Below are 26,233 nucleotides of genomic sequence, written 5' to 3' on the forward strand. Positions count from 1 at the left end.
CCCCCCGTTGGGACACGGCACTTCAGGGCCGTGCGTCTTCCTGGATGATGAGCGCGTGGATGTCCGCGGCCGTGGGCGCTTCCAGGATGGAGGCCCGGAAGCGGGGATTCTTGAAGAGGCGGGAGATGCGGGCCAGCGCCTTGAGGTGCACGCCCGCGCTGTTCTCGGGGGCCACCAGCGCGAAGAACAGGTGGGTGGCCTTCCCGTCGATGGCCTCGAAGTCCACGCCCGCCCGGGACACGCCGAAGGCCGCCTGGAGCTGCGTCATGCCCGGCAGCTTGCCGTGGGGGATGGCCACGCCCTCGCCGATGCCGGTGCTGCCCAGCTTCTCGCGCTCGCGCAGCACCTCCACCAGCCGGTCTTCCTGAAGCAGGGGGTGGGCTCGCACCAACGTGGCGCTCAGCTCGCGCAACACCTCCGGCTTCGTCCGCGACTGCATGTCCGCGATGACGGCTTGGGGGCTGAGGAACTCGGCGATTCTCACTGACGCTCCCGCGCTGGCGCTCCTGAGATGGCGGCAATTACTCCTCACCCTCGATTCGCGCAAGGGTCGCCTGTCGTCCTGGCCCCACGGCCGCTCACTGCGCGTCAGGGCCCGGGGGGCCTTGGGTCGCCCTCATGCCACCCTCCCCAGTCGTCCCCTGGGGCGATATGCGCCGCCCAGGCGACCGTTTTCCGCCGTGAACCCTCCACACTGAAACTGAATCAGGAAGAGAGCGACCGCCATGAAGCGAACGCTGTGCTCGAGCCTTGTCCTCATCTCGGCGCTGACCACCGGCTGCGCCACCACCGCGCGGGGCGTGGCCCTGGGAGACGCCGCCGAGGAGTCCCTGCGCCTGGAAGGCGGCGCCATCACCGGGCCCAGCTCCACGCTGAGCATCACCGAGAACGCCATGCACGGCCGCTACCGTCGCGACCCCGTGTCGCTCGAATGGGACTACCAGAAGATGACGGGCTCGGTGGGCTACCGGGCGACTCGGCTGGAGCTGGCGGAGGGGGATGACACCCGCGTCTGGGGCACCTTCGGCGGAATGACGGTGGACCTCACGGAGGACGGCACGTACCTGCACGGACGCGTGGGGCCCTGCGCCTACGTCCTGAAGCGCGAGGGTGACACCCTGACGGGGGTGCGCGAGTGCGGCAGCGCGCTGGAGAAGGACGTCACCCTGGCCTTCCCCGCGACGCTCCACCAGCGCCCCCTGGGCGAGCGGGCCGCGCTGATGACGCTGGCGCTCGTCAACACCCGGGCGCCCCTCGTCACGACCTCGATGACCATCTCCAGCCTGTCGGGCGGCGACGCGCGCAACGAGCAGAAGGCCGACTCCTGCAAGAAGTTCTACTGAAGGGGGCCTCGGCCCAGCAGGCACCACCGGGCGCGTTCCACCTTTCGGGGGAGAGGTGGAGCGCGCCGTCTTTTTTCGGACCGATATGCGCCGAGCGCGCCGTCGTTCCTGGCGATGGATGCGCCAGCCGCCATTCCGGGTGGCTGGGGGGACACTGGTGCACGTGGCCGACCACGGGCACCGGATGCGGCATCCATGAAGGAACGGCAACGCCCCCGTCCCACACCGGACGGGGGTGTTCGCGCTCCGCCTCCTCGAGGGGGGTGGCGGAGCGCGACTCTTCCAGACCGGACTGTGACGGCGGGCGGGCTCAGGTCCCCGCGGCGACGGCCAGGGCCGGCGGCTCGTGGGGTTCAATGAGGCCGTACTGGCCATCCTTGCGCCGGTAGACGATGCCCAGCGCGTCCGACTCCACGTTGTGGAAGACGTAGAAGTCGTTGTCCATGAGGTTCATCTGCATCACCGCCTCATCCACCGACAGCTGCTTGACGGTGAGCTGGGTGGCGCGCACCACGCGCGTCGCGGCGCTGGCGGCCGTGTCCACGGGGTCCGCGGCCTTCATCGTCGTGGACGGCTCCGACGTGGACGTCGCGGCGATGACGGCCAGCTCCTCCGCTTCTGGCACCTCGAAGACGGCGTGACGCACCTTCAGGCTGTTCACCAGGTCCTGGCGGTGATGGACGCGATCTCGACCGTGATGCATCTTCAGCTTGTCGCGGTAGCGGCGCAGCTGGCGCTCGATTTTGTCCATCGCCAGGTCGATGGACGCGTACATGTCATCGCTCTTCTCCCGCCCGCGCAGCACCCAGGCGCCGGATTGGATGGTGATGTCCGCGTGGTGGAGGTAACGCTCCAGTGACAAGACGACGTGTGCCTCTCCTGCTCTGTCCAACAGCTTGTTCACCCGCTCGACCTTCTCGCGTGCGTATTCTTTAAGGGAATCCGACGCCCCGAACTGACGGAAGGTGATGTTGAACTGCATGCGTGGCTGCCTCCTAGGGTGAGGGGAGCTGCGTGACAGATCAGAAACTTCTGACCTCGGGAAAGCAACCCGTCTCCCCACGTTGCCTCTTCCCGAGCGCACCACGCGTCCGGGGGCTGACAACCCGGCGTCGCTGGCCCGCATTCATGCGGGGCACCAGACTCTTCAACCCCTCGGAATCACGCGCTGCGCCACGCCGTGTGTCTCAAGCCGGGTATCGTGAGACACGGGCTCAGGCGAGCAGCCTGCTCACTGCACCGAAACCACCTGCTCCTGCGAGTGGAAGTAGGTGCCCCTGCAGGCAGCCACTCCCTGGCACTCCACCACCTCGCCCTGGACGGTGCCGCTCAAGGTCAAGAGATGCGTGGCCGCGCCCAGCTGGCCGGGCACGGTGAAGGTGATTTTTCCCCCCTCGCGCGTGACGGCCATCCCCGCGGTGACGGTGCCGCCCTCGGGCAGGAGCGTGGCGGCGGCGGCGTTGAGCGACTCGGTCGTCGGGTTCCACTGGAACGAGTACGTCTGTCCCCGCAGCAGTCGCATCGTCGGCCCCGTGAAGGAGCGCTTCGCCTGGCCCTCCTTCATCGTGAGGACGACGGTGTGGCTCGCATCCTGGATGACGACGCGCGCGTCCGTCGGGCCCATCGCCGCCCAGGCATCGGGGTCGAACTCGTAGAAGACCCGCGTGGGCAGGCACACGTCGCGGCCCGCCGTGGCATCGACGCCGCCCTGCTCCAGGAGCATGGCCTGGCCGTTGAACGTCGCGGTGGCGCCGTCATTCAGGCGGGTGCAGCGGTCTCCACCCGCCTGGGAAAATGTCACGGTGACGCGGTGGGAGCCCGGGGCCTGCTCCACTTCGAACAGGTCCACGTCCGCGTGCGAGTACGTCAGCGTGCGGTCCGCGAGCGCCACGAGGTCCACCGACTCGGTGGTGAGGGAGTCACCACAGCCCGCCAGCAGTCCGAGCGCGACAAGGACTCCCGATACCGCGCCACCAGGGAAACGAGAGGAAGAGTGCATACAGGCCGCACCCTATACCCGCCACCCCTGGGGACTGGGAGCAGAACGGCGCCGGGCCGTCACCTTTCCCACCCCCGCGCACGCCCGCCTGTCCGCTAGCCCGCTTGCTGGAGGAAGCCCTCCAGCCGAGCTTTCACTTCCGGCCACTCCGTGTCGATGACGCCGTAGTACGCGCTGTCGCGCACCACCCCGCCGCGCACCAGGACGTGGTTGCGGAGGATGCCCTCGAACTTCGCGCCCATCCGCTCAATCGCCGCGCGAGAGCGCGCGTTGCGCCGGTCCGTCTTGAGCTGCACGCGCATGACTCCGAGCGTCTCGAAGGCCAGGCACAGCAGCAGGTACTTGCACTCGGTATTCACGCGCGTGCGCCACGCCCGGCGGCCCAGCCACGTCCAGCCAATCTCCAGCGTCCGGTGCTCTCGCTGGATGTCCAGGTAGCTGGTGGTGCCCAGGACCTCCCCCGTCTCGCGCTCCACGATGACGAACGGGCGTTCCGTGCCCCGCTCCGCCGCCCCGAGCGCCCGGGTGATGTAGCGCTCCACGTCCTCCTGGGTGCGCAGCACCACCGAGAAGTGGGTGAAGATGTCGTCCTCGCACAGCGCGGCCAGGGCCGGGGCGTGCTCGAGCGCCATGGGCTCCAGGCGCACCGTGCGCCCCTCCAGGACGACGGGCGGCACGACGAGGGGCAAAAGCGCCCGGCGAGGGGCGTCGGCATCGGAGGGGAAAGAAAAAGGGGCGCTCATGGCGCCCCTGAATCTCATCCCCCGGAGAGCCGGGGGAAAGAGCCACTTGTCGCGGACTCAGTAGTACCGCTTGCGCTTGCTGCTCGGGAGGATGCCCAGCACCTCGCGGTACTTGGCCACCGTGCGGCGCGCGATTTCGGTGCCCTGCGAGCGCAGGAGCTCCACGATCTTCTGGTCCGAGTACGGGTTGCGCGCGTCCTCTTGCGACACGAGCTGCTTGATGTGGTGCTTCACCGCCTCGCTCGCGGTGTCCTCGCCGGACACGCGGGAGATGGACGAGTTGAAGAAGTACTTCAGCTCGAAGATGCCCTGCGGCGTGTGCACGTACTTGCTCGTCGTCACGCGGCTCACCGTGGACTCGTGCATGCCGATGTCCTCGGCCACGTCCCGGAGGATGAGCGGCTTCAAGTGCGCGATGCCCTTGTCCAGGAAGTCCTTCTGGAACTTCACGATGCTCTCGGTGACTTTGTAGATGGTCCGCTGCCGCTGGTGGATGGAGCGGATGAGCCACACCGCGCTGCGCAGCTTGTCCTGGATGAAGTCCTTCGTCTGGCCAGGGCCCACCGCGCCCGTCTTCAGCGCGTTCCGATAGGTGCCGGAGATGCGCAGCTTGGACAGGCCGTCATCGTTGAGCACCACCGTGTACTCTTCCCCCATCTTGTAAACGAACACGTCGGGGGTGATGTACTGCGCGTCGTCGCCGCTGAAGTTGCGGCCCGGCTTGGGGTCCAGCTTGGGGAGCAGCTTCACCGCCTCCACCACCTCTTCCAAGGTGACCTTCAGGTCCTTGGCGATGGCCGGCAGGTTCTTGCTCTCCAGGTACTTCATGTGCCGCTTGATGATGAGGCCCAGGAGCGGCGCGTGCGGCTCCTTCATCCCCTGCAACTGGATGAGCAGACACTCCTGCAAATCACGCGCGCCGCAGCCCCGGGGCTCCAGCATCTGGATGCGCCGCAGGGTGCGCTCGGCCACGTGCATGGGCACGTCCGCCTCGTTGCACAGGCGGATGAGCGGGTCGCCCTCCACGTCCGGCAGCTTCAGGTAGCCGTCGTCATCCAGGTTGCCGAGGATGAGCATGGCGACGCGGCGCTCGGCGTCGTTCAGGCGCAGCGTGCCAAGCTGCTCCTGGAGCTGGTCGACCAGGTCCTCCTTCTTGACGAGGTTGGCCTCGAACGACGGCAGGTCGTCCGTGGCCACGTTCCCCTTGTTGGAGGCGGTGGTCTGCTCGTTGAACTGGTAGCTGTTGAGGTACGCCTCCCAGTCGATTTCCGGCGGGCCGTCGCCGTCCGCCTTGAACTCCGTGGCCGTGTCGCTCGTGGCCGCCGGCATGTCCCCGTCGCGCGGCATCTCGACGTTGTCCGCCTCCAGCGACGCTTCCCCGGGCTCCTTGTCCCCCACGTCGCCCGGTGCCTGCTCGTCCGGCTGCTCCAGGAGTGGATTCTGATCCATCTCCTCGCGGACCTGCTCCAACAGCTCCATGCGGGAGAGCTGAAGCAGCTTGATGGCCTGCTGCAGCTGGGGCGTCATCACCAGCTGCTGCGCAAGCTTCAGGCTTTGTTTGAGTTCCATCGCCATGAGACAGGGTCTCCCCGAGTGATTCAGTCCCTACACAACACGGGACCAATCAAAGACCGTGCCAACGTAACAAGGCACCCTGACGACGTCTAGTGGCGCAATCGTGGTCCCTTGCTTGCATATTCAAAATTCCACAAGGAAACCAAGAGCTTACACGCACTGGGCGTGACTCGACCGTGTTGACCTGTCGACGCAAAAGCGGGGCCAACGCAGTCTATGCATTCGGTTGGCCGAAGGCCAGTCGTCCTCACAAGGGCTGCTGGAGACGGAACCGTTCTCCCAGGTAGACGGCTCGGGCCCGGGGAGAGGCGGCAATCTCGGCGGGTGTCCCCTCTTCGAGGATCTGCCCCTGTGTGATGATGTAGGCGCGATCGCAGATGCCCAGGGTGTCCTGGACGTTGTGGTCGGTGATGAGGACGCCCAGTCCGCGCTCCCGGAGCAGGAATATCTGCCGCTGCAAATCACCGACGTTGATGGGGTCCACGCCGGCGAAGGGCTCGTCGAAGAGGATGAAGCGGGGCTCGGGCAACAGGCTCCGGGCAATCTCCGCGCGGCGGCGCTCGCCACCGGAAAGGGTGCCGCCCAGGGACTCGGAGACGTGGGTGAGGCCGAACTCCTCCAGGATGGCGTTGGCGCGTGTCTCGCGGGCGCGCTTGTCCAGGCCCTTCTGGAGCTCCAGCACGGACAGGAAGTTGTCGCGCACGGTGAGCTTGCGGAAGACGGAGGCTTCCTGGGGCAGATAGCCCACGCCCCGGCGGGCGCGGCGGTGCATGGGCAGGTGCGTGAGGTCCTCGTCGCCCACGCGCACGCGGCCCGCGTCGGGCGTCACCAGGCCCACCACCATGTTGAAGCTCGTCGTCTTGCCGGCGCCGTTGGGGCCCAAGAGGCCCACCACTTCGCCCGGGGCCACGGTGAAGGAGACGCCGTTGACGACCTGGCGCCCGCGATAGGCCTTCTTCAGGCCATCGGCGTGCAGCTTCCCGTCGCTCATCGCGGCTTCGCCTCCTGCGGCTGCGCGGGCGTGGTGCGAGCGGGCGCGGCCTTCCGCCGTGCGGGCGCGGGGGCCGACGGCGGGGACTCGAAGATGATGACGGCGTTCTCCACGTCGAGCCGCTCGCTCCCCAACGTGAGGCGCACCTTCGTCCCGCGCATGTACGTCGTCCCCTGGCGCGCCTCGGGCGTGCCCGTGACGACCAGGACTCCGCTGGCCACGTCGTACTCGGCGCGCTCACCCCGGGCCATGCGGTCGCCATCCACCGCGTGCACTCCGCCCGTGCACACCACACGCGTCACCACGCGGGTCTCCGCGAAGTAGGCAATCATCCGGTCGCACTTCAAATCCAGGGTGCGGTGCTTCACCTTCACGTTGCCGGTGAGCGTCGCCTGCGACTTGCCGCCCTCGATGAGGTCGGCGTTGATTTGAACCGGCTCCTTCAGGTCCACCGGGCCCAGCGGGTTCGGGCCTGGGCTCGCGGTGCCGGCATCGGCCACCGGAGGCGTCCCGCCATCGACGGGCGTGGCCGCGGCCGCGGGCAGGGGCTGCGCCACGAAGAAGGCCATCACGAGGAACTCAATCACGCTCAGCCGCTCCCAGCACGGTCTCCACCGAGCCTTCGAAGTTGAATGTCTCATCCGGGAAGGACAGTGAGAAACGGTCCGCCCGCAACCGGTACGCCGGCCCTCGCACCTGCACGCCCTCGTTGCCATGCGCGCCCTTCTGGATGGCGTCGTAGGTCAACCGGGGAGTGTTCACCACCATGCCTTCACCCGTGCGCACCACCACGCCTCCGGAGGCCACCAGCTGCTTGGACGCGAGGCTGCCCTCCATATTCGGGGCGCTGATGTCCATGCCCGCGGCGGTGCCCACCGACATGCCCTCCTCGGCGCTGCCCGGGGGGATGCGCAGCGTCGCGTTGGAGGCCTGCACGTCGCCCCCCGCGCGCTGGTACGTCAGCTGCTCGGCCTCACCCGACAGCGTGAGGCGCTCGCCCTCGTAGGACATCAGGCGCGCCCCATGGAGCACCACCTGGGGCGGAGGCTGCTGTGGGGGCGCCTCCGCCGGGCGGCGCGGAGAGCACGCGGCGACGAGCAGGCAGGCGGCGAGGAGTCGGACGGACAGGCGCGGCACGGGTGCCTTCTATCACCGGGCGGTGGCGTGCGCCGCCTCGGCGAGCACGGGCTGGGGGGCCACCGGAGGGCGCGTCTTCCAGCGCTGGTGCATCCACACCCACTGCTCGGGGGTGCGCCGGATGGCCGCTTCGATGCGCGCCGACAGGGCCTGGGTGAGCTCCAGCGCCGCGACTTCGCGGTCCTCGCTCACGGGCACGGGCACCTCCTCCATCGACAGCCGGTAGCCCCCACCCTCCACGCGGTGGCAGAAGCCCGTCACCACCGCCGCGCCCGTGCGCACCGCCAGGTCCGCCGGCGCGCGGGGCGTGGCCGCCAGCTCCCCGAAGAAGGGCACGAAGAGCGACTGCACCTTCGTGTCCTGGTCGATGAGCAGGCCCAGGATTTCCCCGGCACGCAGCGCGCGCAGCATGGCCCGCGCCGCCCCGTCCTGACCGCGCCAGATGCTGCGCACCCCGCCCCGGGCCCGGAAGCGCTCCACCAACACGGTGAGCCGGGGGTCGGTGGTCTCCTTCGCGATGCTCTGGCTGGGGTAGCCCGCGCGGGCCACTCGGCGGGCGAGCAGCTCCCAGTTGCCCACGTGGCCGGTGATGAAGACCACGCCCTTGCCTTTCGCCAGGGCCGCGTCCAGCACGGCCCGGTCCGCGTCCGGCCAGGCCACCAGCTCTTCCAGCCCCCGGTCCAGCGCGCCCGTACAGGCCACCTCCAGCGCCGCGGCGCCCAGGTGCCGGAAGGAGGCGCGGCCCAGGGCCTGCCGCTCCGCGTCGGACTTTTCCGGGAAGGCCACGGTCAGGGACTTCAAGGCCTTGCGACGCTCCCCACCGGCCAGCGTGTAGGCAAGTCCGCCCAGGCGGAAGCCCAGGGCCCGGGCCCAACCCAGGGGGAGGGGTTGAAGGCACAACAGGACGCTGCGGATGAGCAGGTACCGGAGGAAACGTTTCAGGCGCTTTGCTAAGGGGGGATGCTCCACAGTCGCTCCATACCCCATGCGCGAATACAACTTCGACGGGCTCGTCGGTCCTACTCACAACTACGCTGGCCTGTCGCCCGGTAACCTGGCGTCGCAGAGCCATGTCGGAGAGCCGAGCCATCCCCGCGAAGCCGCGCTCCAAGGCCTGGAGAAGATGCGCTTCGTCTCCAGCCTGGGGGTGGGCCAGGCGGTGCTGCCTCCCCAGCCGCGCCCCTCGCTGCGCGCCCTGCGCGCCCTGGGCTTCACCGGCACGGACGAGGAGGTCATCACCCGCGCCGCGCGCGAGGGCGAGCACCTGCTGCGGCTCACCTCCAGCGCTTCCTCCATGTGGACGGCCAACGCCGCCACCGTGGCGCCGAGCACGGACACGGCCGACGGGCGCGTCCACCTGACGCCCGCCAACCTGTCGCAGATGTTCCACCGCGCGCTGGAGGCGGAGACGACGCACTCGGTGCTGCGCGCCATCTTCGCCAACGAGAAGCACTTCGCGGTGCATGCGCCGCTGCCGCCCGGCAGCCACTTCGCGGACGAGGGCGCGGCCAACCACACACGGCTGGCCACTCCGGGACACCCAGGCGTGCACCTGCTCGCCTGGGGGCGCAGCGCGTGGCAGGACGTCCCCGGCCCCAAGCGCTTCCCCGCCCGGCAGACGCTGGAGTCGAGCCAGGCGCTGGCGCGGCTGCACCAGTTGGACGCGCGCTGCGTGCTCTTCCCGCAGCAACACCCGGATGGCATCGACGCGGGCGCCTTCCACACGGACGTGCTCGCGGTGGGCAACGAGCGCTTCCTCATGCTGCACGAGCTGGCGTTCGTGGATTACCCGGGCCTGCTCCAGGTGCTGCGCGAGAAGCTGGGACCGGACTTCCGCGCGGTGGTGGCCAGCAGCGCGGAGCTGCCGCCCAAGGACGCGGTGAAGGCGTACCCGTTCAACTCGCAGGTGCTGACGCTGCCGGATGGGACGATGGCGATTGTGGCTCCGGTGGAGAGCCGCGAGACGCCCGCCGCGCGCGGCTTCCTGGAGCGCATCCTCGCCGAGGACACCCCGGTGAAGGCCGTGCACTACCTGGACGTGCGCCAGTCCATGAACAACGGTGGAGGCCCCGCGTGCCTGCGCCAGCGCGTGTGGCTGACGGACACCGAGCGCCGGGCCATCGACGCCGACGTCTTCTACACGCCCGCCCTCCACGAGTCCCTGGCCGCATGGGTGCGCCGCCACTACCGCGAGGTGCTGCGCCCGCGCGACCTGCAGGACCCGCAGCTGGCGCGTGAGACGATGACCGCGCTGGATGAGCTCACACGCATCCTCAAGCTGGGAAGCGTCTACGACTTCCAGCAGTGAGGGGCGGAAGCCCGCTCGCCTGCTCCAGTGACGAGTCAGCGGGCGCCCCTCGGACGGCCATGGTGCCGAGGGGCGTGGGGTGTGGTGGTCGGAACCGTCGGGGTGAGCACCTTTCCATCAAGGAGGTGACGCCCCGTGATTCCGGCATCCATCCAGCACTATCTGCAACGCAACCGCGTCTTCTATGAGCGCTACTGGCACCCGCGTGCCGTCACAGCACAGGAGCTGGCCCAGGCGCTCCATGTCTCGGGCTGGCGCGTGGCCAAGTCCGTCATCGTCATGGCGGACCGACAGCCGTGGATTTTCGTCGTGCCCGCCGCGGGCACCGTGAACATGGAACGCGTCCGGGAGCTTCTGGGCTGTCGCACGGCGAGGCTCGCCACGGAGCGGGAGTTCTCCGACCACTTCCCGGACTGCGAGCTGGGGGCCGAGCCACCCTTCGGCGAGATGTACGGGCTCCCGGTGGCGGTGGACGAGACGCTCAGCCTGACGGAGCACCTGCTCATCCGCGCCGGCTCTCACGAGGAGGCCCTGGAGATGCGCTTCCAGGACTTCGCCACGCTGGAGTGGCCGCTGGTGGCCTCGTTCATCCACGAGGGACTGCAGCAACCCGTCCCGTCGGTGATTCCCATCACTCCGCTGCTGATGGAGCAGGAAGCACCGATGCCCGCATGACGCGCCGTCCGTGGACGCTAGGGCTCCACGGGCGGCTCTCTCGGCCCTCCCAACAGGTGCTCCAGCTCCTGGGCCCTCGGGTCGTCCATCAACTCCTTGCGACGGGTGTCCACCCGGGTGCGCTCGGCGGACTCCAGGCGCGTCATCCACGCCCGCGCGGCCTCGCGGGAGTCGGGCGGTAGCAATCCCAGCCCCTCGCGCACGGAGCGCGCCGCGGCGTCATAGCGACGCAGTGACTCCTGCAACCGCGCCACCGCGAAGTACCCCTCCGCGCTCGGCACCAGTCGCGCCGCCGTCTGTCGTCGCTCCACCGCGCGAGACAGCAGCCCCTCACGCTCCAGGCCGTCCGCCTCCATCGACAGCATCCGCGCCCGCTGGCGGTAGTCCGAGATGAGGCCGCCCACCGACTGGAGCGTCTCGCGAGCGCGCCGCGTCAGCCCCGCCTCCAACTGCCAGGAGGCCAGGGTGAAGGCCAGCTCCACGTTTCCCGGGTGACGGGCCCGCAGCGCCTCCACGGCCCCGAGCGAGGCGTCGAGTTCGCCCCGGCCCTTGAGCACCTCCGCGCGCAGCAGCGCGGTGTCCAGTCGCTCCGGCTCACGACGCTCGACCTGCGCGCAGGCGGCCTCCGCTTCCAGCAGCTCCTTGCGCAGCAGGCGCAGCCGCGCCTCGCGCGTCCACAGCTCCGTCACGCCGTGCCGTCCCTCGAAGTGCTCCCGGGCCCAGGCCCCGTAGACCAGCGCCAGCTCCTGACGCCCGGGCGTGTTGCTCAGCGCGTCCATGAGTCGGCCCGCCACCTCCGGCGAGTCCGGCGTCATCGTCGCCAGCTCTTCCACCGAATGCGCCCGGCGCACCGCTTCTCCCAGGAGCGCACCGGCATCACCCGCCTCGCCCGCCAGCCGGTACTCCAGAAAGCCTTGCGAGCGGCGGCCCAATGCCAGCAGCGCGCGCCCAGCGACTCGATGGGACACGGCATCCCGAGGGGCCAGGTAGAGCGCGCGATTGACGAAGGCCAGCGTGTCCCCCGCGCCTTCTCCTCCGCGCGAGGCATGGGCCGAGGCCACCAGCCGATACAGCAGATAGTCCGAGGGGTGCCGGTCGATGAGCTCCAGGCCCTTGGCATGCACCACGTCCACGGGCGCCCGGGCACTGACGAGCGCCGCCAGCTCCGCCTCCGCGTCCGCCAGACGGTGCGCCCCCGGCACGAGCGCCAGCAACCCCAGCGCCGTCAGCGCGACGCTTGCTCCCAGCAACACTGGCGATGGCGTCAGTCCCTGCCGCGCTCCCTCCGTTGCCCTGCCGCGCTCCCGAGGCCGGGCCACCGCGCCCAGCACGAGCAGCGTGGCCACCGCGCAGGCCGGCAGCTCCCAGCTGAAGTCGAAGAGGTTATGCAGCCCCAGCGCCGCCACGCCCGAAAGCACCGCCAGCTCCAGCGCATCCAGGTCCTCGCGGCGCACCAGCCGCACGAAGCCCCAGAGCGCCACGGCCAGCAGCAACAGCCCTGGGAGGCCCAGCTCCGTCGCAGCCTGGAGCACCGCGTTCTCCGGATGCGTGAGCGTGTTCGGGTTGGGCTCGGACTGGTAGCGAGGGAAGACCGCCTCGAACGCGCCGCGCCCCATGCCCAGCACGGGGAAGGCTCGCGCGGCTTGCGCCATCATCGGCCACAGCGCCACCTTGGACTGACTCAGCTTCTCGATGCTGTTCGCGGAGCGTGCCTCGGCCCACAGCGAGTCCGCCGCGACGTAGGCGCCCACCGCCAGCACCGCCAGCAGACCCAGCAGGGCGGCGGTGCTCCGGGCCCATCGGGGCGCGCCGCCCTCGCGGCGCTGACGCACCAGCCACAGCATCAGCAGCGCCTGTCCGAAGAGGAAGAAGGCGATGCCCCCGCGCGAGAGCGACAGCAGCACCCCGAGGCCACTGGCGCCCGCCGCCAGCGCGAAGGGCAGCGCTTTCGAGCGAGGCCGCGTGGTGAGGGCCAGCCCCACGCCCACCGAGGCCGCGAGCCCGAGGAAGCCCGCGAGGTGGTTGGGGTTGGCGAAGAACGTCATCAGCGGGGGCCGCGCATGCACCCAGGGCATCATCCCGAAGAGGGAGTGCATGCCGAGCAGCGCATGTCCCAGGCCGACGACAACCACCGCCGCGCCGCTGAACGCCACCACCGCGAGAAGGCGCCGACGGCTGTCCCGGGCCCGACACACCTGGACCGCGGCGAGGAAGGTCATGAGATATGCGAGGTGCTTGGACAGCTCGCGCCACGTGGCCGAGGAGTCCAACGACACTGGCCGCGCGCCCGTGAGGCCCAGCGGCTCCAGCGCGAACTCGCGCAGCGCGGCGGCCTCCGGACTCAGCACGCGCAGCACCCCCTCCGGCAGGGGGACGAGTTGCACCGCGCACAGCACCACGCTCGCCGCCAGGGGCACGGCCAGTAGGGGAACACGCAGCGACTGGCCCTGGCGCCGGGCCCCGATTCCCGCGAGCAGCGCCGCCGCGCCCGCGAGCCCCATCAGCGGCCAGGCCACCCACCGCGCCGCGCCGCCGAGCGCCAGCGGACACACCACGACAAGAGTGGCCAGGGCCACTTCGGCGAGCCGGGTGTACCGGGAGCAGCTGCGATGCGAGGGGGCCATTCGGAGCGGGGCGGAGAGTATGACACGAGCCTCGGAGGCCTCTTCTTTCCGTCCCGGGTTCCCGCTTGGCGGCTGACAGAGCCGGCAAGCTCGAAGCCCGTGGGCCCCCGGCCACATTCCTCACAGGGCTCGCGGGTCCACCGGTCGAGGCCCGCATCTCGGGCGCTGTCGAGGACCGGCGCGGGCGTCAGGTGGCACCAGGGGGAGAACCAGCCCCCTCTGTCAGGCGTTGAAATCCGCGCTGCCCTCGGGACGCAGGGGCCCCTCGGCTCGCCGGCCCTCCCAGGCCCGGGAGTCAGGACGAGCGAGCGGGCCTGTCCGGCATCCGTTCATGCACGCCCGGGCCCGGAGTTGGCTTGCATCCGGAAGACCTTCTGGCATGTTCGCCGCACCCATGCGCCGCTTCCTCCTCACCGCCGCCCTCCTCTGCTCCACCCTGTCCGGTCTCACCGGCTGCAAGGGGGCCTGCCGCGAGCTGTCCGAGAAGCTGTGCGACTGCTCCATCAACTCCGTGGAGAAGGAGCTGTGCCTCCAGAACGCCTCGCTCGACGAGAGCCGCGTGGAGCCCACGCCCGAGGACGAGGTCGTCTGCGAGGCGAAGCTCGAGGGCTGCGACTGCAAGAAGATTGAAACCCCCGAAGGCAAGCGCGAGTGCGGCATCGCCCGTCCGGGCGGCGTCGACTGACGCGGCTGGCTCAGGCCCCCGACACCCCAGTCCGGGCCGCGCCCGCGGCACCCTCCGCATCCACCCAGGGCTGAAGCGCCTTGCGCACCCGGGAGCGAAGCGGCGTCTCGACGTACCGGTGCACCAGCACGGACGTCGGGACCGCCAAGAGCAGCACCGAGCCCAACCACCCCAGCGGCGTGTTGAGGGCCACCCAGGGCGACAGCACGCGCTCCAGCTTCATGGCCGCCTCGCCCGCGGGGTACTGCAGCAGGTACAGCGCGTAGCTCGCCGCCCCCAGATGCACCACCAGCGGGCGCGACAGCCCCCAGCCGAGCCACCCTCCCCCGCGCGCCAGCCCGTACACCAGCAGCCCCGACGCGGGCGCCAGCAGCGCGTTGTGCATCAGCGGATAGGGAATCCACTCCCCCGCCGCACCGGCCGCCACCAGCAGCGCCGCGCCGATTGAAGCCAGCACCGCGCCCGAGCCCTTCGTCCCACCCGCCGCGCGCTCGCGCACGAAGCACCAGCCCAAGAGCACCCCGAAGAGGAACTCCGGCAGCCGCGCCAGCGGGGTGAACTTCACCACCGACAGCCACACGCCTCCCGAGTGCGCGTCCAGCGCCCCCGGCCCGTCCGGCCGCAGCGCGAGGTAGAGCACCGGCGGCGTCAGCCCCAGCACCCAGACCGCGCCCATCAACATGGGCAGCCGCGAGGGACGCAGCGTGGGCAGCCACCGCGCGAGCCGGGGGAAGAGGGCATAGAAGAACCCCTCCACCGCCACGGACCAGCCCGGGGGATTCCAGTACAGCGTCAGCCGCGGCACCCAGGCCTGCACCAGCGCGAGCGTCGCCACCGCGCCCACCGCGAGCTTCACGCAGGCGAGCTTCCAGCCGTTGTCCGCCACCGACGCGAGGACGGTGGGCGGCGCGGACAGCAGGAAGGTCAGCAGATAGACGGGATAGACGCGGGCGGCACGGGCGACGAGGAAGGCGCGCGTCCCGGTCTCCATCCGCCCGTCGACGTCCAGGTAGTTCCAGGCGAGGACGAAACCGGACAGGACGAAGAAGACGCCCACGGCGGAGTAGCCCGCGCCCACGAAGTTCCGCAGCCACTCCGGCGCCGGCTCCAGGGCCGGGCGCGCGAAGTGGAACAACACGACATGCAGGGCCGCGAAGAAACGCAGCCCCGTCAGGGCATCGAGCGAACCGCCTCGGCTCACCGGCGGCCGATGCCGTAGTACGTGAAGCCCAGCTCGCGGATGCGCACCGGGTCGAACACGTTGCGGCCGTCGAAGATGACCGGCGCCTTCATCAGCGACTTCATGCGCTCGAAGTCCGGGTGGCGGAACTCGTTCCACTCCGTGACGACGAAGAGCGCGTCCACGCCCTCCAGCGCCTCGTACGGCACGCTGGCGTAGCGGATGCGGTCACCGAAGACGCGCTTCGCGGTGTGCGTGGACACCGGGTCGTGCGCCACCACCGACGCGCCCTTGCCGATGAGGCCCTCGATGACGTCGATGGACGGCGCCTCGCGCATGTCGTCCGTCTTCGGCTTGAAGGCCAGGCCCCACACGCCGAACTTCTTGCCCTCCAGCGAGCCGCCGAAGTGCTTGGTCGCCTTGTTCACCAGGAGCTTCTTCTGCCGCTCGTTGGTGCGCTCCACGGCGCGCAGCAGGTCCAGCTCCAGGCCGAACTCACGCGCGGTGGCACCCAGCGCCTTCACGTCCTTGGGGAAGCACGAGCCGCCGTAACCCACGCCCGGGAAGAGGAACGGGTAGCCGATGCGCTTGTCGGAGCCCAGGCCCTTGCGCACGAAGTCCACGTCCGCGCCGACCTTCTCGCACAGCGCGGAGATGTCGTTCATGAACGAGATGCGCGTGGCGAGCATCGCGTTGGCGGCGTACTTGGTCAGCTCCGCCGAGCGCGTGTCCATGAACAGCACGGGGTTCTCGGTGCGCACGAAGGGCGCGTACAGCTCGCCCATGACCTTGCGGCCGCGCTCGGAGTCCACGCCGATGACGACGCGGTCCGGCTTGAGGAAGTCGTCCAGCGCGGCGCCTTCCTTGAGGAACTCCGGGTTGGAGACGACGTCGAACTCGACGCTCGTCACCTTGCGGATGGCGTCGCGAACCTTGTCCGCGGTGCCCACCGGCACGGTGCTCTTGTCCACGACGACGGTGTACTGCTTCATCGCCTTGCCAATCTGCTCGGCGGCGGCCAGCACGTACTGGAGGTCGGCGTCGCCGCTCTCACCCTCGGGCGTGCCCACGGCGATGAAGACGACGTGCGCGTTGGAGACCGCCTCCGGCAGGTCGCGCGTGAAGGACAGGCGCTTCTCGCGGACGTTCTTCTTGATGAGCTCCTCGAGGCCGGGCTCGTAGATGGGCACCTCGCCCGCCTGGAGCATCCGGATCTTCCGCTCGTCGATGTCCACGCACGTGACGTCGTTGCCCGAGTCCGCGAAGCAGGTGCCCGCGACCAGGCCGACGTAGCCCGTTCCGATGATGGCGATACGCATTGAAAGAGTCCCAGTGGGGAGGTGTCTTGACTGGAACTCATACGCCGGGACGCGCTCGGAAAGAAAGCCCGTCCCCGGGGCCCGCACAGCGGCCGGGCAGCCTCACTGCCCCGTGAGCAGACGGCGCACTCTTTCCAAGCCTCTGAGAGCCGAAGTGCGCCCGGGGGTGCTGACTGGACCCACCACCGTCCGGTCCAGCAGCTCCCGAGTGGCCCGACGCAGCGGCGGCAAGGCGGCGGAGGCCTCCGCGGCGGCCTCCGGGAAGAGCCGGGCGACGATGGACAGCGACGTGTAGAGGGCGCGCTCCAGGCGCCACTCCGCGGCCCGGGCCAGCAGCGCGGGGATGTCGAGCGGCCGGGAGTACACGCCGCCCATCCACTTGGCGCCGGTGACGAGCTCTCGCAGGTCGATGAAGGACAGCCAGGGTACGTCATACCCCTGACGCGCGTGCTCCAGGCACACGAGGAGGACCGAATCCTCCAGGTCGGCCCGGAACATGGACGGGCCGTAGACCTTCATGGGTTTGGCGCGCTCGATGATGCCGGCGGTCTGCTCGCGGCGCTGGGGACCCAGGATGTCGGAGTAGAGGTAGATGGCGGTGCGCCCGTCGGAGACGAGTTTGGTCGCGCCGCTGTGGGAGGTGTCCGTCTCCGGCTTGAACTCGTGGTTGGAGAGGAAGCCCGCGAAGCCGTCCACGTCCATGCGGCGCATGAGGAGCTGGAGGTCCAGCACGGGGCGGAAGCCGATGTGCGGGTAGAGCGCCTCGGCGAAGGCGGCGGAGCCGATGAGCACCAGCTTGCGGCCTTGCAGCTCGTCCACCACCTGCTTGAAGTTGACGAGCTTCATCACGTTGTCGTTGACGGAGCCCTGGTAGATGGCGAGCAGCCTGTCTCGGGCCCACTCGGGCGCGGCGCTGGCGCCCAGGCGGTACTCCAGGTTGTAGGCCGCCAGCGGGGCCAGGCCCTGGGCGATGGCCCAGTCGACGTATTCCTCCCAGGGCGCGCCCTTGAGGGCTCCTCGCGGTGGTTCGAACGAAGCGAGGACGCGGAAGGTGTCGAGCAGGCTGAGCGGCATGGTGGCCCCCTTTAACGGGCCCACCGCATCGCCTGCAATCACTGCCTGAGCCCCACGGGATGACGGCGTGGTGGACACAGGACAAAGGCCCGCCCCTGGGGGCGACGGTTCATCTGTCCGAAGGGGGGCGAATCGCGGTGTCCAGGCGCCGCAGCGCATAGCGGAGCATCGCCCCCGGCTCGGGCGCCAGCAGCAGCTTCGCCGCCATCCAGCGCGGCCGGCTGCGCACCAGCTCCGTTTCCACCAGTCGTTCTTCCGTGAAGAACCTTCGCGCGAGCCGCCGCTGCCACCAGGGAGGCGCCAGGGCTTCCAGCGCGGCCTCCGGCACCGGTGCGCCCAAAAGCCTCCTCGCGACCTCCCAGCCGTGAAACACGAGCTGTGGCAGGCCCGTTCCACGAGCCCCCGCGACGACGCGGTCCCAGTCCAGTCCCCGCGCCGCCAGGAGCTTCAGGTCGAACAGCCACGCCAGGCGCTGCAACAAGTGGTGGCTCGCGTGAAGGGCCAGGTACACCGCCTCGTCCTCGGGACAGAGCCACCGCACCCGCTGGCCCTCCAGTGCGCCCTCCACCGCGCGCGACACCAGCGCATCACCTTCCAGCGTCCGTCCCCAGCCCGCGAGGGCACGGAAGTGCAGCTCCACGAGCCCCGCCTTTCCCTCCAGCTCCAGGTGGTGCGAGTCCATGTCCGCGTGGCGCCCATCGCGCGTCGGACGCGCCGTCAGTCCCAGCCCGGTGAGGATGCGCACGGCGGTCTCGACCTCGCTCCGAGACACCAGCAGGTCCACGTCGCGGGTGGCGCGCTGGAGCGGGTCCGGATACAGCCGCAGCGCCAGTCCGTACCCCTTGAGCGACACGGGGACGATGCCCTCGGAGGCCAGGGCCTCCAGGCTTTTGAGCAGCAGGGCCTTCACCTGGAGCGAGCGGGCCGCGCCCGTCAGGGACTCGCGGCGCAACAGTGCGCCCGAATCGGCGGGCAGCTCCCAACCCACCTGCCCCACCGCGTGAGCCACGAACCCGGCGAGCCCGTGGCGGACGGCCCCGCGCACGAAGGCAGTGGCCTCGTCGCCTTCGGGAGCCCCTCTCGCGGGGGGCAGGGGCCAGGAGCGCAGCAGCGCGACGAGAGCGCTTGAACCCACCGTCGTGGTCATCTTCTCAGGACGACGACGCGCGCGGGGTCGGCATCCGCCACCGCCAGGAGCCTCGCGGCGCGTTCGGCGACGGCGTCCGCCACCAGCTCCAGCGCCAGCTCCTCGTCCCGGTCGATGGCAGTGCGGCCATCGCGCCAGACGAGCAGCAGCGAGCCGAGCACCACTTCTTCGTCCTTCACTTCCAGGCGCAGCTCGAAGGGCATCGACAGGCCCGCGGCACGCTGGGTCTCGAAGACAACGCCGTCCAGGAGTCCGTCGCGCAGGTGCTGGAAGCGCAGCTCCTGCCGCGACACGTCCAGCACCTCCGACAGGAGCCGCACGGCGCCCCAGACCTCTTGAAGGGACCTCGCCTCGCGCACGGCGCCAATGACCTCCTTCACCAGCGAGCGCAGCCGGATGTTTCTCTGGCGGCGCTGCTGCATGTCGCCCGCGCGACCCAGGTCCAGATAGCCCAGCTTGCGCATCATCACCGCGATGACCACGCCCATGCCACACAGCAGCAAGGCGCTTTGCGCGCTGTTGGCGAAGTTGAGGCCCAGGGCCGTCAACATGAAGAGGCCGCACAGCCCGTACAGCACCAGCACGGCGGAGCGGTGGCTGAGCACCATGCGGCTCATCACCCGGTGATGGATGTGTTCCTTGTCGGCGCTGAACAGCGGTCGCCCGAGGAGCGAGCGGCGCACCACCGCGAGCAGCGTGTCCATGAGGGGCAGGCCCAGCGCCATCACCGGCACGAGCATGGCCACGGCCGTGCCGCTCTTGGTGCTCGTCTTGATGGCCACCGCCGCCAGCACGAAGCCGAGGAACATGCTGCCGGTGTCCCCCATGAAGATGGAGGCCGGGTTGAAGTTGAAGACGAGGAACCCGAGGATGGCGCCCGCGAGCGCCGCCATCAGCAGGCACAGCAGCACGTCTCCTCGCGACAGCGCGAGGATGAAGTTGGTGCTCACGCCGAAGAACGCCACGCCGCCCGCGAGCCCGTCGAGGCCATCAATCAGGTTGAGCGCGTTGATGACGCCCACCATCCACAGCACGGTGAACGGCAGGCTCAGCGCGCCCAGTGTCAGCTCGGGGCCGAACGGATTGGCGATGACCTCGATGCGAAAGCCCAGGTGGTAGAGCCCGAGCGCCACGATGAGCTGCACGCTGAACTTGAGCCGTGCGCCCGCGCCTCGCAGGTCGTCATACAGCCCGAGCGCGGCGATGGCCGCGCCCCCCATGAACAGGCCCGAAATCAGCTCGGTGTGGAGCCGGAAGTGGTGTCCCACGCCGGAGTCCACCAGGAACAGCGCGCACAGGGGGGCGAAGAACCCCGCCACGATGCCGATTCCACCCAGCCGAGGGATGGGCCGGACGTGGACCTTGCGACTCGAGTTGGCCTGGTCCAGCCAACCCCACGCCAGCGCCTGGTTGCGCACGACATACGTGAGGCCCAGGGCCACCATCAACGAAACAAGGAACGCGACGAAGAAGGTGATCATCGAGAAGGGCCGCTCCCACCATGCTGACGGTGAGCGTCACGGCGCGTCAATGAGCGTTCCTGTCCGACACCCCGATGTCGCCCGAGTCGTCCCCCAGCGAGCGACCATGCGGGCTTTGGCGCGGCCTGGAAGTGTCATGGCTGACCTCAGTGCCACGCCTGCCCTGCGGCCAGGCCCTTCGCGGTCCGTTGTTGACGCCCCGGGGACGGGGGACACAATGCACCCACCACCCGCATGTGCCCCACCAGGTCTTCCCCCTTCCCACGAGCCCGCGAGCGTCAACCGCGCGGAGTCACGCGTTGAGCGCCGACACTGCTTCCGCGCGGCGCATGGATGGGCTGGATGTCCTGAGGGCCTTCGCCATCCTCGGAGTGCTGGTCTTCCACGCGCCCGCGGTCATCCATGACGCCGTGCCGCTCCCGGTGCGCTTCGCCTTCGCGCATGGGTGGATGGGCGTGGACCTCTTCTTCGTCCTCTCGGGATACCTCGTCGGCCGGCAGGTCTTCGCCGAGGATGGCGAACCTCCCCTGGGCTCCCGGCTGCGCACCTTCTGGCTGAAGCGCTGGATGCGCACCCTGCCGCTGTATTTCGTCGTGCTCGCGTTCTACGCGCTCAAGCCCTGGACGGTGGGCACACCCTTCGTGGGCGGAGGCTGGCACTACGCGCTCTTCCTCCAGAACTTCACGATGCCGCGCGACTTCGTGCAGAGCTGGTCGCTGTGCGTGGAGGAGCACTTCTACGTCGTGCTGCCGCTGCTCGCCTTCGCGCTGGGGGGGCGACGCTGGCCCGCCTGGGCGTGGCTGGCACCCATGGTGGTGAGCGTCGTGGCGCGCTGGCTCTTCTCGAGGAACCTGCCGGCGGACCTGCCCGTGACGGGCCTCTCCACGTTCGCGCCCTGGTCCACCGAGCTGCACCTGGACGGGCTCGGCATCGGGGTGTTCCTGGCCCGGACCGCGCCCACGTGGAGGAGTTGGTCTCGGCACCGGCGAACAGCGTGTGCCCTCGCGGGAGTGGGGGTGCTGGCGCTGACGGTGGGGCGTTACGGCGCCATCGTGACGACGTCGAGCCATGTCTGGATCTTCGCCGGGCTGGCGGTGGGTTTCGGCGCGGTGCTCGTGGGCATCGAGTCGCTCCAGCTCCCACGCGGCCTGCGCTGGGGCGTCTATCAGACCGCGCTGCTCTCCTACGGCGCCTACCTCTGGCATGGGCTCCTGGTCCGAGTGGTGGAGCGGCTGGGCACCAGCCTGGGCGCCTGGGGGCTGGACCTTTTCGCGTACCTCGCCTTGACGTTGGGCGTGGCCTGGGTGACCTATGTCACGGTGGAGAAACCCTGCCTCAAGCTGCGAGACTGGCTGTTGACGCGTGGGGCGCTCCCGCCGGGCGTCTTGTCCCCGTAGGAACACCATGGCACGACTGAGGGACCGACTGACGTCGCTGAGCCAGCCGCGGTACCTCGCCTGGAGGGCGCTGCCGCTGGGTCGCCGCGACCTACGTTTCGCGCGCCTGCGGATTCGCACGCTCGTCATGGAGTGGCATCGAACCCGGGAGAGGCCGGACGGCAAGGCCTGGTGCGAGCAGACCCTCGAAGCGCTGGGCCATGAAGTCACTCCTGGCCTCTGGAGTGGCGAGGTGAACGGGCTGCTCTGGGCGCGTCCTCGTGAGTCCGAGGCACGTCGATGAGTTCAGCGGGCGTCACAGTGGTCATCCCCACCTACAACGGAGCAAGGCGCGTGGAAGCGCCGCTTCAAGCCCTGCTCGCGCAGCAGGCGCCGAGCGCGTGCTTCGAGGTGGTGGTGGTGGACAACAACTCGGCGGACGGGACGGCGCGCGTGGTGGAAGACAGCCCGGCCGTCGCGGGACTGCGTCGCCGAGGCGTGGACGTGCGCGTGGTCCATGAAGCCCGCCAGGGGCTGCTCTTCGCGCGCCTGTGCGGAATCCACAGCGCGCGGCGCGAGGTCATCTGCTTCCTGGACGACGACAACATCCCCGAGCCGAACTTCCTCGCCGACGGGCTGGCGCACTTCGAGGACGCGGCAGTCGGCGTGGTGGTCTCCCGGATCTATCCCCAGTACGAGACGCCGCCTCCGCCCAGCATCTCCCGGCGCGAGCATCTTCTCGCCATCAATCACCGGATGGGGGATGACCTCGTCGACTTCGGGGCGGGAGCCACGCTCGCACCCACGATTGGAGCCGGGCTGTGGCTGCGGCGCGCGGCCGTCCTGGAGGCCGTGCCGTGGCGAACGCCGGAGCAGCTCATGCCGGATCGGCTCGGCAACCAACTCCTGAGTGGAGGAGACATCGAGCTGGGCTTCCTGCTCGGCAAGGCGGGCCATCGTCGGCTCTACGCTCCCGCGCTGAAGGTGTGGCACGTCATTCCGCGCTCGCGCTTCGAGACGCGCTATTTCTTCCGACTCATCGTGGGCGTGGTGCGCAGCGAGCAGACCCTCCAGGCGCGTTATCTGGGACGGCGCTCCGGAGGCATGGCGCGTTGGAAGGCGTTTGCGCGGCTGCTCGGTGCCGGGCTCGCCAGTCCCGTGCTCGCGTTCCGGGGAGACTCCGTGCGAGAGATTCTGTTCGTGCTGGCGAGTCGCTGGGCGCAGGTGCAGGGGCCGTATCCCCAACTCCACGAGACGCGTTGAGCAGCCCTCCCCCATGGCGCCCCGGCCACGTCCCACGTTGAGTGAGTGTCTCGAAGGCCGGGGAAACAACCTGGACTTCCTGCGCTTCGCCGCGGCCACGGGCGTCATCCTCAGCCACTCCTTTCCGCTGGGCGAGGGCCCTCAGGGGAGCCCCGAGCCGCTGACCGTCTTCACCCACGGCCAGGTCTCGCTCGGGTTGGTTTGCGTGGCGGTGTTCCTGGTCATCAGTGGGGTCCTCATCACCCGAAGCTGGGAGCGGACGCGCGACGTCCGAAGCTTCGTCCTGGCGCGCACGCTGCGAATCTTCCCGGGGCTGGCGGTGTCGCTCCTGCTGACGACGCTCGTGCTCGGCGCCGCGTTCACCACCTACCCGCTGGGTGAGTACTTCACGGCGCCCGACACGTACCGCTTCCTGCTGCGCAACTTCACCCTCATCAATCCGCAGTGGAACCTGCCCGGGGTGTTCGAAGGGAACGTGTATCCCAGCGCCGTCAATGGCTCGCTGTGGACGCTGAAGTACGAAGTCGGCTTCTACCTGCTCGTACTGGGATTGGGAGTCACGGGACTGCTGCGCAAGGAACTGGCGCTGGCCGGGTGGTGTGTCACGGCGGTGCTGTCCTTCCTGCACATCGGACGCCTGGGTTTCTGGCCGGTCCTCGGGCTCTACTTCGGAGGGGGCCTGGTGCTCTATCTCTGGAGAGAGCGCGTGAGGATGAGTCCATGGCTCGCGGTGGCCTGTGTCCTGGTGCTCACCGCCACGTCGATGGCGGGCAAGGGCCTCCCTGTCGCCATCGGCTCCTGTGGCGCGTACCTCGTGCTGTACCTCGCGTTCCTCCCGAGCAGGCTCGCGCACTTCGGACGCCACGGGGACTTCTCGTATGGCCTCTACATCTACGCCTTTCCCGTGCAGCAAACCGTCACGGCCATGCTGGGAGGCCCCATGCCGTGGTGGTGGAACGCGGCGTTGTCCCTCCCTGTCACGCTCCTGCTTGCGATGATGTCCTGGAGATACATCGAGCAGCCAGCCATCGCGCTCGGCAAACAACAAACACGACCATCACAGCCCTTGAACTCCAAAGCCTCGACTCCTGGCCGGACGTGGTACGGGCGGTAGCATCGAGCGCCTGGCGTTTTTCGCAACTCCAGACTGCACTGCGTGCGATTCAACTCGCAAGCACAGCAGGCAATCGCTATTTCATCGGCGGTTCCGTGAGCAGGGCCGCACCAATGGCTCCCGCCAGCTCTCCCAGCTCCGCCGCCAGCACGGGGGGCTGACGCCCGGGCATGAAGATGTGGGGACGCATGGCCTCATGCAGTCGGTCCGCGTATTCCTCGCCCAGCCTCGTGCCCAGGCCACCTCCCAGGATGACCGCGTCCACGTCCGTCAGATTGATGGCCGAGGCAATCCCCACGCCCATCATCCGCAGCGCCCGCTCAATGAGCTTCGTGGCCAGGGGGTCCTTCTCCTTCAGCGCCTTCTTCCAGATGCTGCTCGTCAGGCGCGTGCGCTGCTTCTTCTTCATCATCTCGAAGAGGACCGTCTTCTTGCCCTCCTCCTCGGCCTTTCGCGCCTCGCGTTCCATCCTCGCGCGCCCCGCATACGCCTCCAGGCACCCGTACCGTCCGCAACCACAGCGAGCCCCACCCTGTTTCACCACCATGTGGCCGACTTCGCCCGCCGCTCCACGGCCTCGCCAGGGCACCCCGTTCAACACAAGCCCCCCGCCCACGCCCGTGCCCCACCACACCCCCAGCACCGATCGATAGGGCCTCCCAGCCCCCAGGCGATACTCCGCGACAACCGCAACCTGGACGTCGTTGCCCAACACCACCCGGCCGTGCACCAGATTCGAGAGGTCGCTCGCCATGGGGTAGGGCTCCGTCCATCCACGCCCCACGTTGCTCACCCGGGCCAGCGTCCCCGCCCTCGCATCCACCGCGCCGGGCGCCCCCACTCCCACACCCTCGAGGCGCCGAGAGGACAACCCCGCCGTCACCGCCGCTTCCTCCAGCGTCCCATACATCTCCCGCACCACCTCCTCCGGCTTGCCTTGCACCGGCGTCGGATGGCGCGCATGGCCTATCGGCTTGCCCGTCTCATCGATGATGACCGCCTCGATTTTGGTTCCGCCCAGGTCGATGCCACCCCAAGCCTTCGCCGTGCCAGGGGTCGGCCCTCCGCGAGCCTTCCCCGTTCCCACCGACCGAACCTCATCCATGTCGTGCCTCCGGCAACCACGCGCATGCGCACGTCCCATGGAAGATGCGCAGTCTCGGCTCGACCTCCGCGACCCGCTCGCCTGACAGGTCGTTGGCGCAGCGGTAGGTCAGGGCGAGCGTGCGACCGTGCGGCGACACGGAAGTCGCTCGGGAGGGCGGGCCCGCGCGGCCTCGATCAACGCCCCCTGAGGCGCCGGAACACCTGTGTCACCGCCACCTTCGGAAGGAAGCCCAGCAGGTACCGCCAGCGCGGCACCTCCAGGTGGAACGGCAGGCCGCGCAGATACAAGTCAACGGCGAGGTCCATCCGCCTGTGCTCGACGAGCACGTGCGAGACGTGCCGCGTGGCATAGAGCAACATCTCCAGTCGCTCGCGCCTCCGCTCGCCCCCGCCGGGATAGCGCCCCAGTCGCTCCTGCATCAGCTGATACGCCATGCCTTGGTGGCTCGACTCCAGCATCGTCGACTCGGACCCGTCGTGCCTTCGGTAGCCCACCATGACGGGCGTCCTCACCCAGGCGAAGCCCGGCTCGGTCCCCAACCGGAACAGGAGGTCATAATCCTCCGCGACGATGCGCAGCGGCGTGAAACCCTCCACCCGCCTGAGCGCCTCCGTCCGCACCGCCAGCACACACGCCGTGCGCGGCGTCCGGTCCAGGGCGCTCGCCAGGTAGTCCGTGAACAGCGAGGCCCGCACGGGCTCCCGAGCCACCCGGGCCAGCTCTTCCTCGCCACTGAAAGACACCGACGTGCCCATCACCACCGTCGGCGCACCGTGCTCCTCCAGCACCTGCCGGTACGACGCCAGCGTCCATGGGAACCACAGGTCGTCGCTGTCCAGGAACACCACGTACTCGCCACGGGCCGCCTGGATGCCCAGGTTGCGCGCGGCGCCGGGGCCCGCGTTGGACTGCTGGAGCACCCTTACCTGCTCACCCAGCCGCGCGAGGACCTCCAGCGTGTCGTCCTGGGAGCCGTCGTCCACGACGAGCACCTCGAAGTCCCGCTCCTCCTGCGCGAACACGGAGGCCAGCGTCCGCTCCAGCAGCCGCGCCCGGTTGTAGGTGGGGATGACGACGGAGAAGAAGGGCAT

Annotated in this window: 25 protein-coding genes; 8 read left to right on the top strand and 17 right to left on the bottom strand. The window is 69.4% G+C overall.

Annotation, left to right across the window (positions count from 1 at the left end; translation table 11 throughout):
• Nucleotides 1–22: 22 nt before the first annotated feature.
• Nucleotides 23–484 (bottom strand): PTS sugar transporter subunit IIA, encoded by a 462-nt coding sequence (locus HUA76_RS00940; protein ID WP_174454573.1) that lies wholly within the window; start codon nucleotides 482–484, stop codon nucleotides 23–25.
• 241 nt (nucleotides 485–725) lie between these two features.
• Between HUA76_RS00940 and HUA76_RS00945 the strand changes: the two genes are divergently transcribed.
• Nucleotides 726–1,343 carry a hypothetical protein gene (locus HUA76_RS00945; RefSeq protein WP_174454572.1) on the top strand — a complete coding sequence of 206 codons (618 nt, stop codon included), beginning with the start codon at nucleotides 726–728 and terminating at the stop codon, nucleotides 1,341–1,343.
• A gap of 310 nt (nucleotides 1,344–1,653) precedes the next feature.
• Here the strand turns inward: HUA76_RS00945 and hpf are convergent, their stop codons facing one another.
• The 8 genes from hpf to HUA76_RS00985 form a co-directional block, all read right to left on the bottom strand.
• Nucleotides 1,654–2,325, bottom strand: coding sequence for a ribosome hibernation-promoting factor, HPF/YfiA family (gene hpf, locus HUA76_RS00950; protein WP_174459732.1), 672 nt, complete (start codon nucleotides 2,323–2,325; stop codon nucleotides 1,654–1,656).
• Between the two features lie 249 nt (nucleotides 2,326–2,574).
• Nucleotides 2,575–3,342 (bottom strand): hypothetical protein, encoded by a 768-nt coding sequence (locus HUA76_RS00955; protein WP_174459733.1) that lies wholly within the window; start codon nucleotides 3,340–3,342, stop codon nucleotides 2,575–2,577.
• A 95-nt stretch (nucleotides 3,343–3,437) separates the two neighbouring features.
• On the bottom strand, nucleotides 3,438–4,085 hold the full coding sequence (locus HUA76_RS00960) for a GNAT family N-acetyltransferase (RefSeq protein ID WP_174459734.1): 648 nt from the start codon (nucleotides 4,083–4,085) through the stop codon (nucleotides 3,438–3,440).
• 57 nt (nucleotides 4,086–4,142) lie between these two features.
• A complete protein-coding gene (gene rpoN, locus HUA76_RS00965) occupies nucleotides 4,143–5,660 on the bottom strand; it encodes an RNA polymerase factor sigma-54 (RefSeq protein ID WP_141645553.1) in 1,518 nt (505 codons plus the stop codon).
• Nucleotides 5,661–5,907: 247 nt separating this feature from the next.
• Complete coding sequence (gene lptB, locus HUA76_RS00970; protein ID WP_141645552.1) at nucleotides 5,908–6,651, bottom strand: LPS export ABC transporter ATP-binding protein; 744 nt, start codon at nucleotides 6,649–6,651, stop codon at nucleotides 5,908–5,910.
• Nucleotides 6,648–7,238 carry an LptA/OstA family protein gene (locus tag HUA76_RS00975; RefSeq protein ID WP_174454567.1) on the bottom strand — a complete coding sequence of 197 codons (591 nt, stop codon included), beginning with the start codon at nucleotides 7,236–7,238 and terminating at the stop codon, nucleotides 6,648–6,650. Before HUA76_RS00975 ends, lptB begins: the two co-directional genes overlap by 4 nt.
• On the bottom strand, nucleotides 7,231–7,779 hold the full coding sequence (locus tag HUA76_RS00980) for a hypothetical protein (RefSeq protein ID WP_174460427.1): 549 nt from the start codon (nucleotides 7,777–7,779) through the stop codon (nucleotides 7,231–7,233). Before HUA76_RS00980 ends, HUA76_RS00975 begins: the two co-directional genes overlap by 8 nt.
• A 21-nt stretch (nucleotides 7,780–7,800) precedes the next feature.
• Nucleotides 7,801–8,757 carry a lysophospholipid acyltransferase family protein gene (locus HUA76_RS00985; protein WP_174454566.1) on the bottom strand — a complete coding sequence of 319 codons (957 nt, stop codon included), beginning with the start codon at nucleotides 8,755–8,757 and terminating at the stop codon, nucleotides 7,801–7,803.
• Between the two features lie 16 nt (nucleotides 8,758–8,773).
• Between HUA76_RS00985 and astB the strand changes: the two genes are divergently transcribed.
• Together astB and HUA76_RS00995 are read left to right on the top strand one after the other, a co-directional pair.
• Nucleotides 8,774–10,096, top strand: a complete 1,323-nt coding sequence (gene astB / locus HUA76_RS00990; RefSeq protein ID WP_174459735.1) for an N-succinylarginine dihydrolase — start codon at nucleotides 8,774–8,776, stop codon at nucleotides 10,094–10,096.
• Nucleotides 10,097–10,231: 135 nt separating this feature from the next.
• Nucleotides 10,232–10,771, top strand: a complete 540-nt coding sequence (locus HUA76_RS00995; RefSeq protein ID WP_174459736.1) for a YbaK/EbsC family protein — start codon at nucleotides 10,232–10,234, stop codon at nucleotides 10,769–10,771.
• A gap of 17 nt (nucleotides 10,772–10,788) precedes the next feature.
• On the opposite strand, the gene HUA76_RS01000 is transcribed toward HUA76_RS00995, so the two are convergent.
• A complete protein-coding gene (locus HUA76_RS01000) occupies nucleotides 10,789–13,395 on the bottom strand; it encodes an O-antigen ligase family protein (RefSeq protein WP_174459737.1) in 2,607 nt (868 codons plus the stop codon).
• A gap of 379 nt (nucleotides 13,396–13,774) precedes the next feature.
• On the opposite strand from HUA76_RS01000, the gene HUA76_RS01005 reads away from it, so the two are divergent.
• Nucleotides 13,775–14,080, top strand: coding sequence for a hypothetical protein (locus tag HUA76_RS01005; protein ID WP_141645546.1), 306 nt, complete (start codon nucleotides 13,775–13,777; stop codon nucleotides 14,078–14,080).
• A 10-nt stretch (nucleotides 14,081–14,090) separates the two neighbouring features.
• Here the strand turns inward: HUA76_RS01005 and HUA76_RS01010 are convergent, their stop codons facing one another.
• The 5 genes from HUA76_RS01010 to HUA76_RS01030 all read right to left on the bottom strand — a co-directional run bounded on the left by HUA76_RS01010 (nucleotide 14,091) and on the right by HUA76_RS01030 (nucleotide 20,281).
• Nucleotides 14,091–15,281 carry an acyltransferase gene (locus tag HUA76_RS01010; protein ID WP_174459738.1) on the bottom strand — a complete coding sequence of 397 codons (1,191 nt, stop codon included), beginning with the start codon at nucleotides 15,279–15,281 and terminating at the stop codon, nucleotides 14,091–14,093.
• Complete coding sequence (locus HUA76_RS01015) at nucleotides 15,278–16,579, bottom strand: UDP-glucose/GDP-mannose dehydrogenase family protein (protein WP_174454561.1); 1,302 nt, start codon at nucleotides 16,577–16,579, stop codon at nucleotides 15,278–15,280. The genes HUA76_RS01010 and HUA76_RS01015 overlap by 4 nt, the downstream gene beginning before the upstream one ends.
• 102 nt (nucleotides 16,580–16,681) lie before the next feature.
• Nucleotides 16,682–17,653: a nucleotidyltransferase family protein gene (locus HUA76_RS01020; RefSeq protein ID WP_174459739.1), complete on the bottom strand. Its 972-nt coding sequence runs from the start codon at nucleotides 17,651–17,653 to the stop codon at nucleotides 16,682–16,684.
• Nucleotides 17,654–17,762: 109 nt separating this feature from the next.
• Complete coding sequence (locus HUA76_RS01025; RefSeq protein WP_371823414.1) at nucleotides 17,763–18,788, bottom strand: nucleotidyltransferase family protein; 1,026 nt, start codon at nucleotides 18,786–18,788, stop codon at nucleotides 17,763–17,765.
• A gap of 8 nt (nucleotides 18,789–18,796) precedes the next feature.
• Nucleotides 18,797–20,281 carry an MraY family glycosyltransferase gene (locus HUA76_RS01030; RefSeq protein WP_174459741.1) on the bottom strand — a complete coding sequence of 495 codons (1,485 nt, stop codon included), beginning with the start codon at nucleotides 20,279–20,281 and terminating at the stop codon, nucleotides 18,797–18,799.
• A 299-nt stretch (nucleotides 20,282–20,580) separates the two neighbouring features.
• On the opposite strand from HUA76_RS01030, the gene HUA76_RS01035 reads away from it, so the two are divergent.
• The 4 genes from HUA76_RS01035 to HUA76_RS01050 are packed head-to-tail and all read left to right on the top strand — an operon-like array spanning nucleotide 20,581 to nucleotide 24,034.
• Nucleotides 20,581–21,678, top strand: coding sequence for an acyltransferase (locus tag HUA76_RS01035; RefSeq protein WP_254613956.1), 1,098 nt, complete (start codon nucleotides 20,581–20,583; stop codon nucleotides 21,676–21,678).
• Nucleotides 21,679–21,685: 7 nt separating this feature from the next.
• Entirely contained in the window at nucleotides 21,686–21,961 is a 276-nt protein-coding gene (locus HUA76_RS01040) for a hypothetical protein (RefSeq protein ID WP_174459742.1), read from the top strand.
• Nucleotides 21,958–22,920, top strand: a complete 963-nt coding sequence (locus HUA76_RS01045; RefSeq protein ID WP_174459743.1) for a glycosyltransferase — start codon at nucleotides 21,958–21,960, stop codon at nucleotides 22,918–22,920. The genes HUA76_RS01040 and HUA76_RS01045 overlap by 4 nt, the downstream gene beginning before the upstream one ends.
• Before the next feature lie 13 nt (nucleotides 22,921–22,933).
• The gene (locus HUA76_RS01050) at nucleotides 22,934–24,034 is read left to right on the top strand and encodes an acyltransferase (protein WP_174459744.1); all 1,101 of its coding nucleotides are present in this window, start codon (nucleotides 22,934–22,936) and stop codon (nucleotides 24,032–24,034) included.
• 76 nt (nucleotides 24,035–24,110) lie between these two features.
• On the opposite strand, the gene HUA76_RS01055 is transcribed toward HUA76_RS01050, so the two are convergent.
• Complete coding sequence (locus tag HUA76_RS01055; RefSeq protein WP_174459745.1) at nucleotides 24,111–25,139, bottom strand: ROK family protein; 1,029 nt, start codon at nucleotides 25,137–25,139, stop codon at nucleotides 24,111–24,113.
• A 176-nt stretch (nucleotides 25,140–25,315) separates the two neighbouring features.
• A complete protein-coding gene (locus tag HUA76_RS01060) occupies nucleotides 25,316–26,233 on the bottom strand; it encodes a glycosyltransferase family A protein (RefSeq protein WP_174454553.1) in 918 nt (305 codons plus the stop codon).

The sequence above is a fragment of the Myxococcus sp. CA056 genome (assembly GCF_013336715.1).
GTDB lineage: Bacteria > Myxococcota > Myxococcia > Myxococcales > Myxococcaceae > Myxococcus > Myxococcus llanfairpwllgwyngyllgogerychwyrndrobwllllantysiliogogogochensis.

What these genes read in the sequence shown, in the direction of transcription:
- HUA76_RS01045 (WP_174459743.1), top strand. Translation starts at nt 21,958, where the DNA reads ATGAGTTCAGCGGGCGTCACAGTGGTCATCCCCACCTACAACGGAGCA.
- astB (WP_174459735.1), top strand. Translation starts at nt 8,774, where the DNA reads ATGCGCGAATACAACTTCGACGGGCTCGTCGGTCCTACTCACAACTAC.
- HUA76_RS01030 (WP_174459741.1), bottom strand. Translation starts at nt 20,281, where the DNA reads ATGATCACCTTCTTCGTCGCGTTCCTTGTTTCGTTGATGGTGGCCCTG.
- HUA76_RS01005 (WP_141645546.1), top strand. Translation starts at nt 13,775, where the DNA reads ATGTTCGCCGCACCCATGCGCCGCTTCCTCCTCACCGCCGCCCTCCTC.
- HUA76_RS01020 (WP_174459739.1), bottom strand. Translation starts at nt 17,653, where the DNA reads ATGCCGCTCAGCCTGCTCGACACCTTCCGCGTCCTCGCTTCGTTCGAA.
- HUA76_RS01040 (WP_174459742.1), top strand. Translation starts at nt 21,686, where the DNA reads ATGGCACGACTGAGGGACCGACTGACGTCGCTGAGCCAGCCGCGGTAC.
- HUA76_RS01055 (WP_174459745.1), bottom strand. Translation starts at nt 25,139, where the DNA reads ATGGATGAGGTTCGGTCGGTGGGAACGGGGAAGGCTCGCGGAGGGCCG.
- HUA76_RS00945 (WP_174454572.1), top strand. Translation starts at nt 726, where the DNA reads ATGAAGCGAACGCTGTGCTCGAGCCTTGTCCTCATCTCGGCGCTGACC.
- HUA76_RS00955 (WP_174459733.1), bottom strand. Translation starts at nt 3,342, where the DNA reads ATGCACTCTTCCTCTCGTTTCCCTGGTGGCGCGGTATCGGGAGTCCTT.
- rpoN (WP_141645553.1), bottom strand. Translation starts at nt 5,660, where the DNA reads ATGGCGATGGAACTCAAACAAAGCCTGAAGCTTGCGCAGCAGCTGGTG.
- HUA76_RS01015 (WP_174454561.1), bottom strand. Translation starts at nt 16,579, where the DNA reads ATGCGTATCGCCATCATCGGAACGGGCTACGTCGGCCTGGTCGCGGGC.
- HUA76_RS01000 (WP_174459737.1), bottom strand. Translation starts at nt 13,395, where the DNA reads ATGGCCCCCTCGCATCGCAGCTGCTCCCGGTACACCCGGCTCGCCGAA.
- hpf (WP_174459732.1), bottom strand. Translation starts at nt 2,325, where the DNA reads ATGCAGTTCAACATCACCTTCCGTCAGTTCGGGGCGTCGGATTCCCTT.
- lptB (WP_141645552.1), bottom strand. Translation starts at nt 6,651, where the DNA reads ATGAGCGACGGGAAGCTGCACGCCGATGGCCTGAAGAAGGCCTATCGC.
- HUA76_RS00960 (WP_174459734.1), bottom strand. Translation starts at nt 4,085, where the DNA reads ATGAGCGCCCCTTTTTCTTTCCCCTCCGATGCCGACGCCCCTCGCCGG.
- HUA76_RS01050 (WP_174459744.1), top strand. Translation starts at nt 22,934, where the DNA reads ATGGCGCCCCGGCCACGTCCCACGTTGAGTGAGTGTCTCGAAGGCCGG.
- HUA76_RS01060 (WP_174454553.1), bottom strand. Translation starts at nt 26,233, where the DNA reads ATGCCCTTCTTCTCCGTCGTCATCCCCACCTACAACCGGGCGCGGCTG.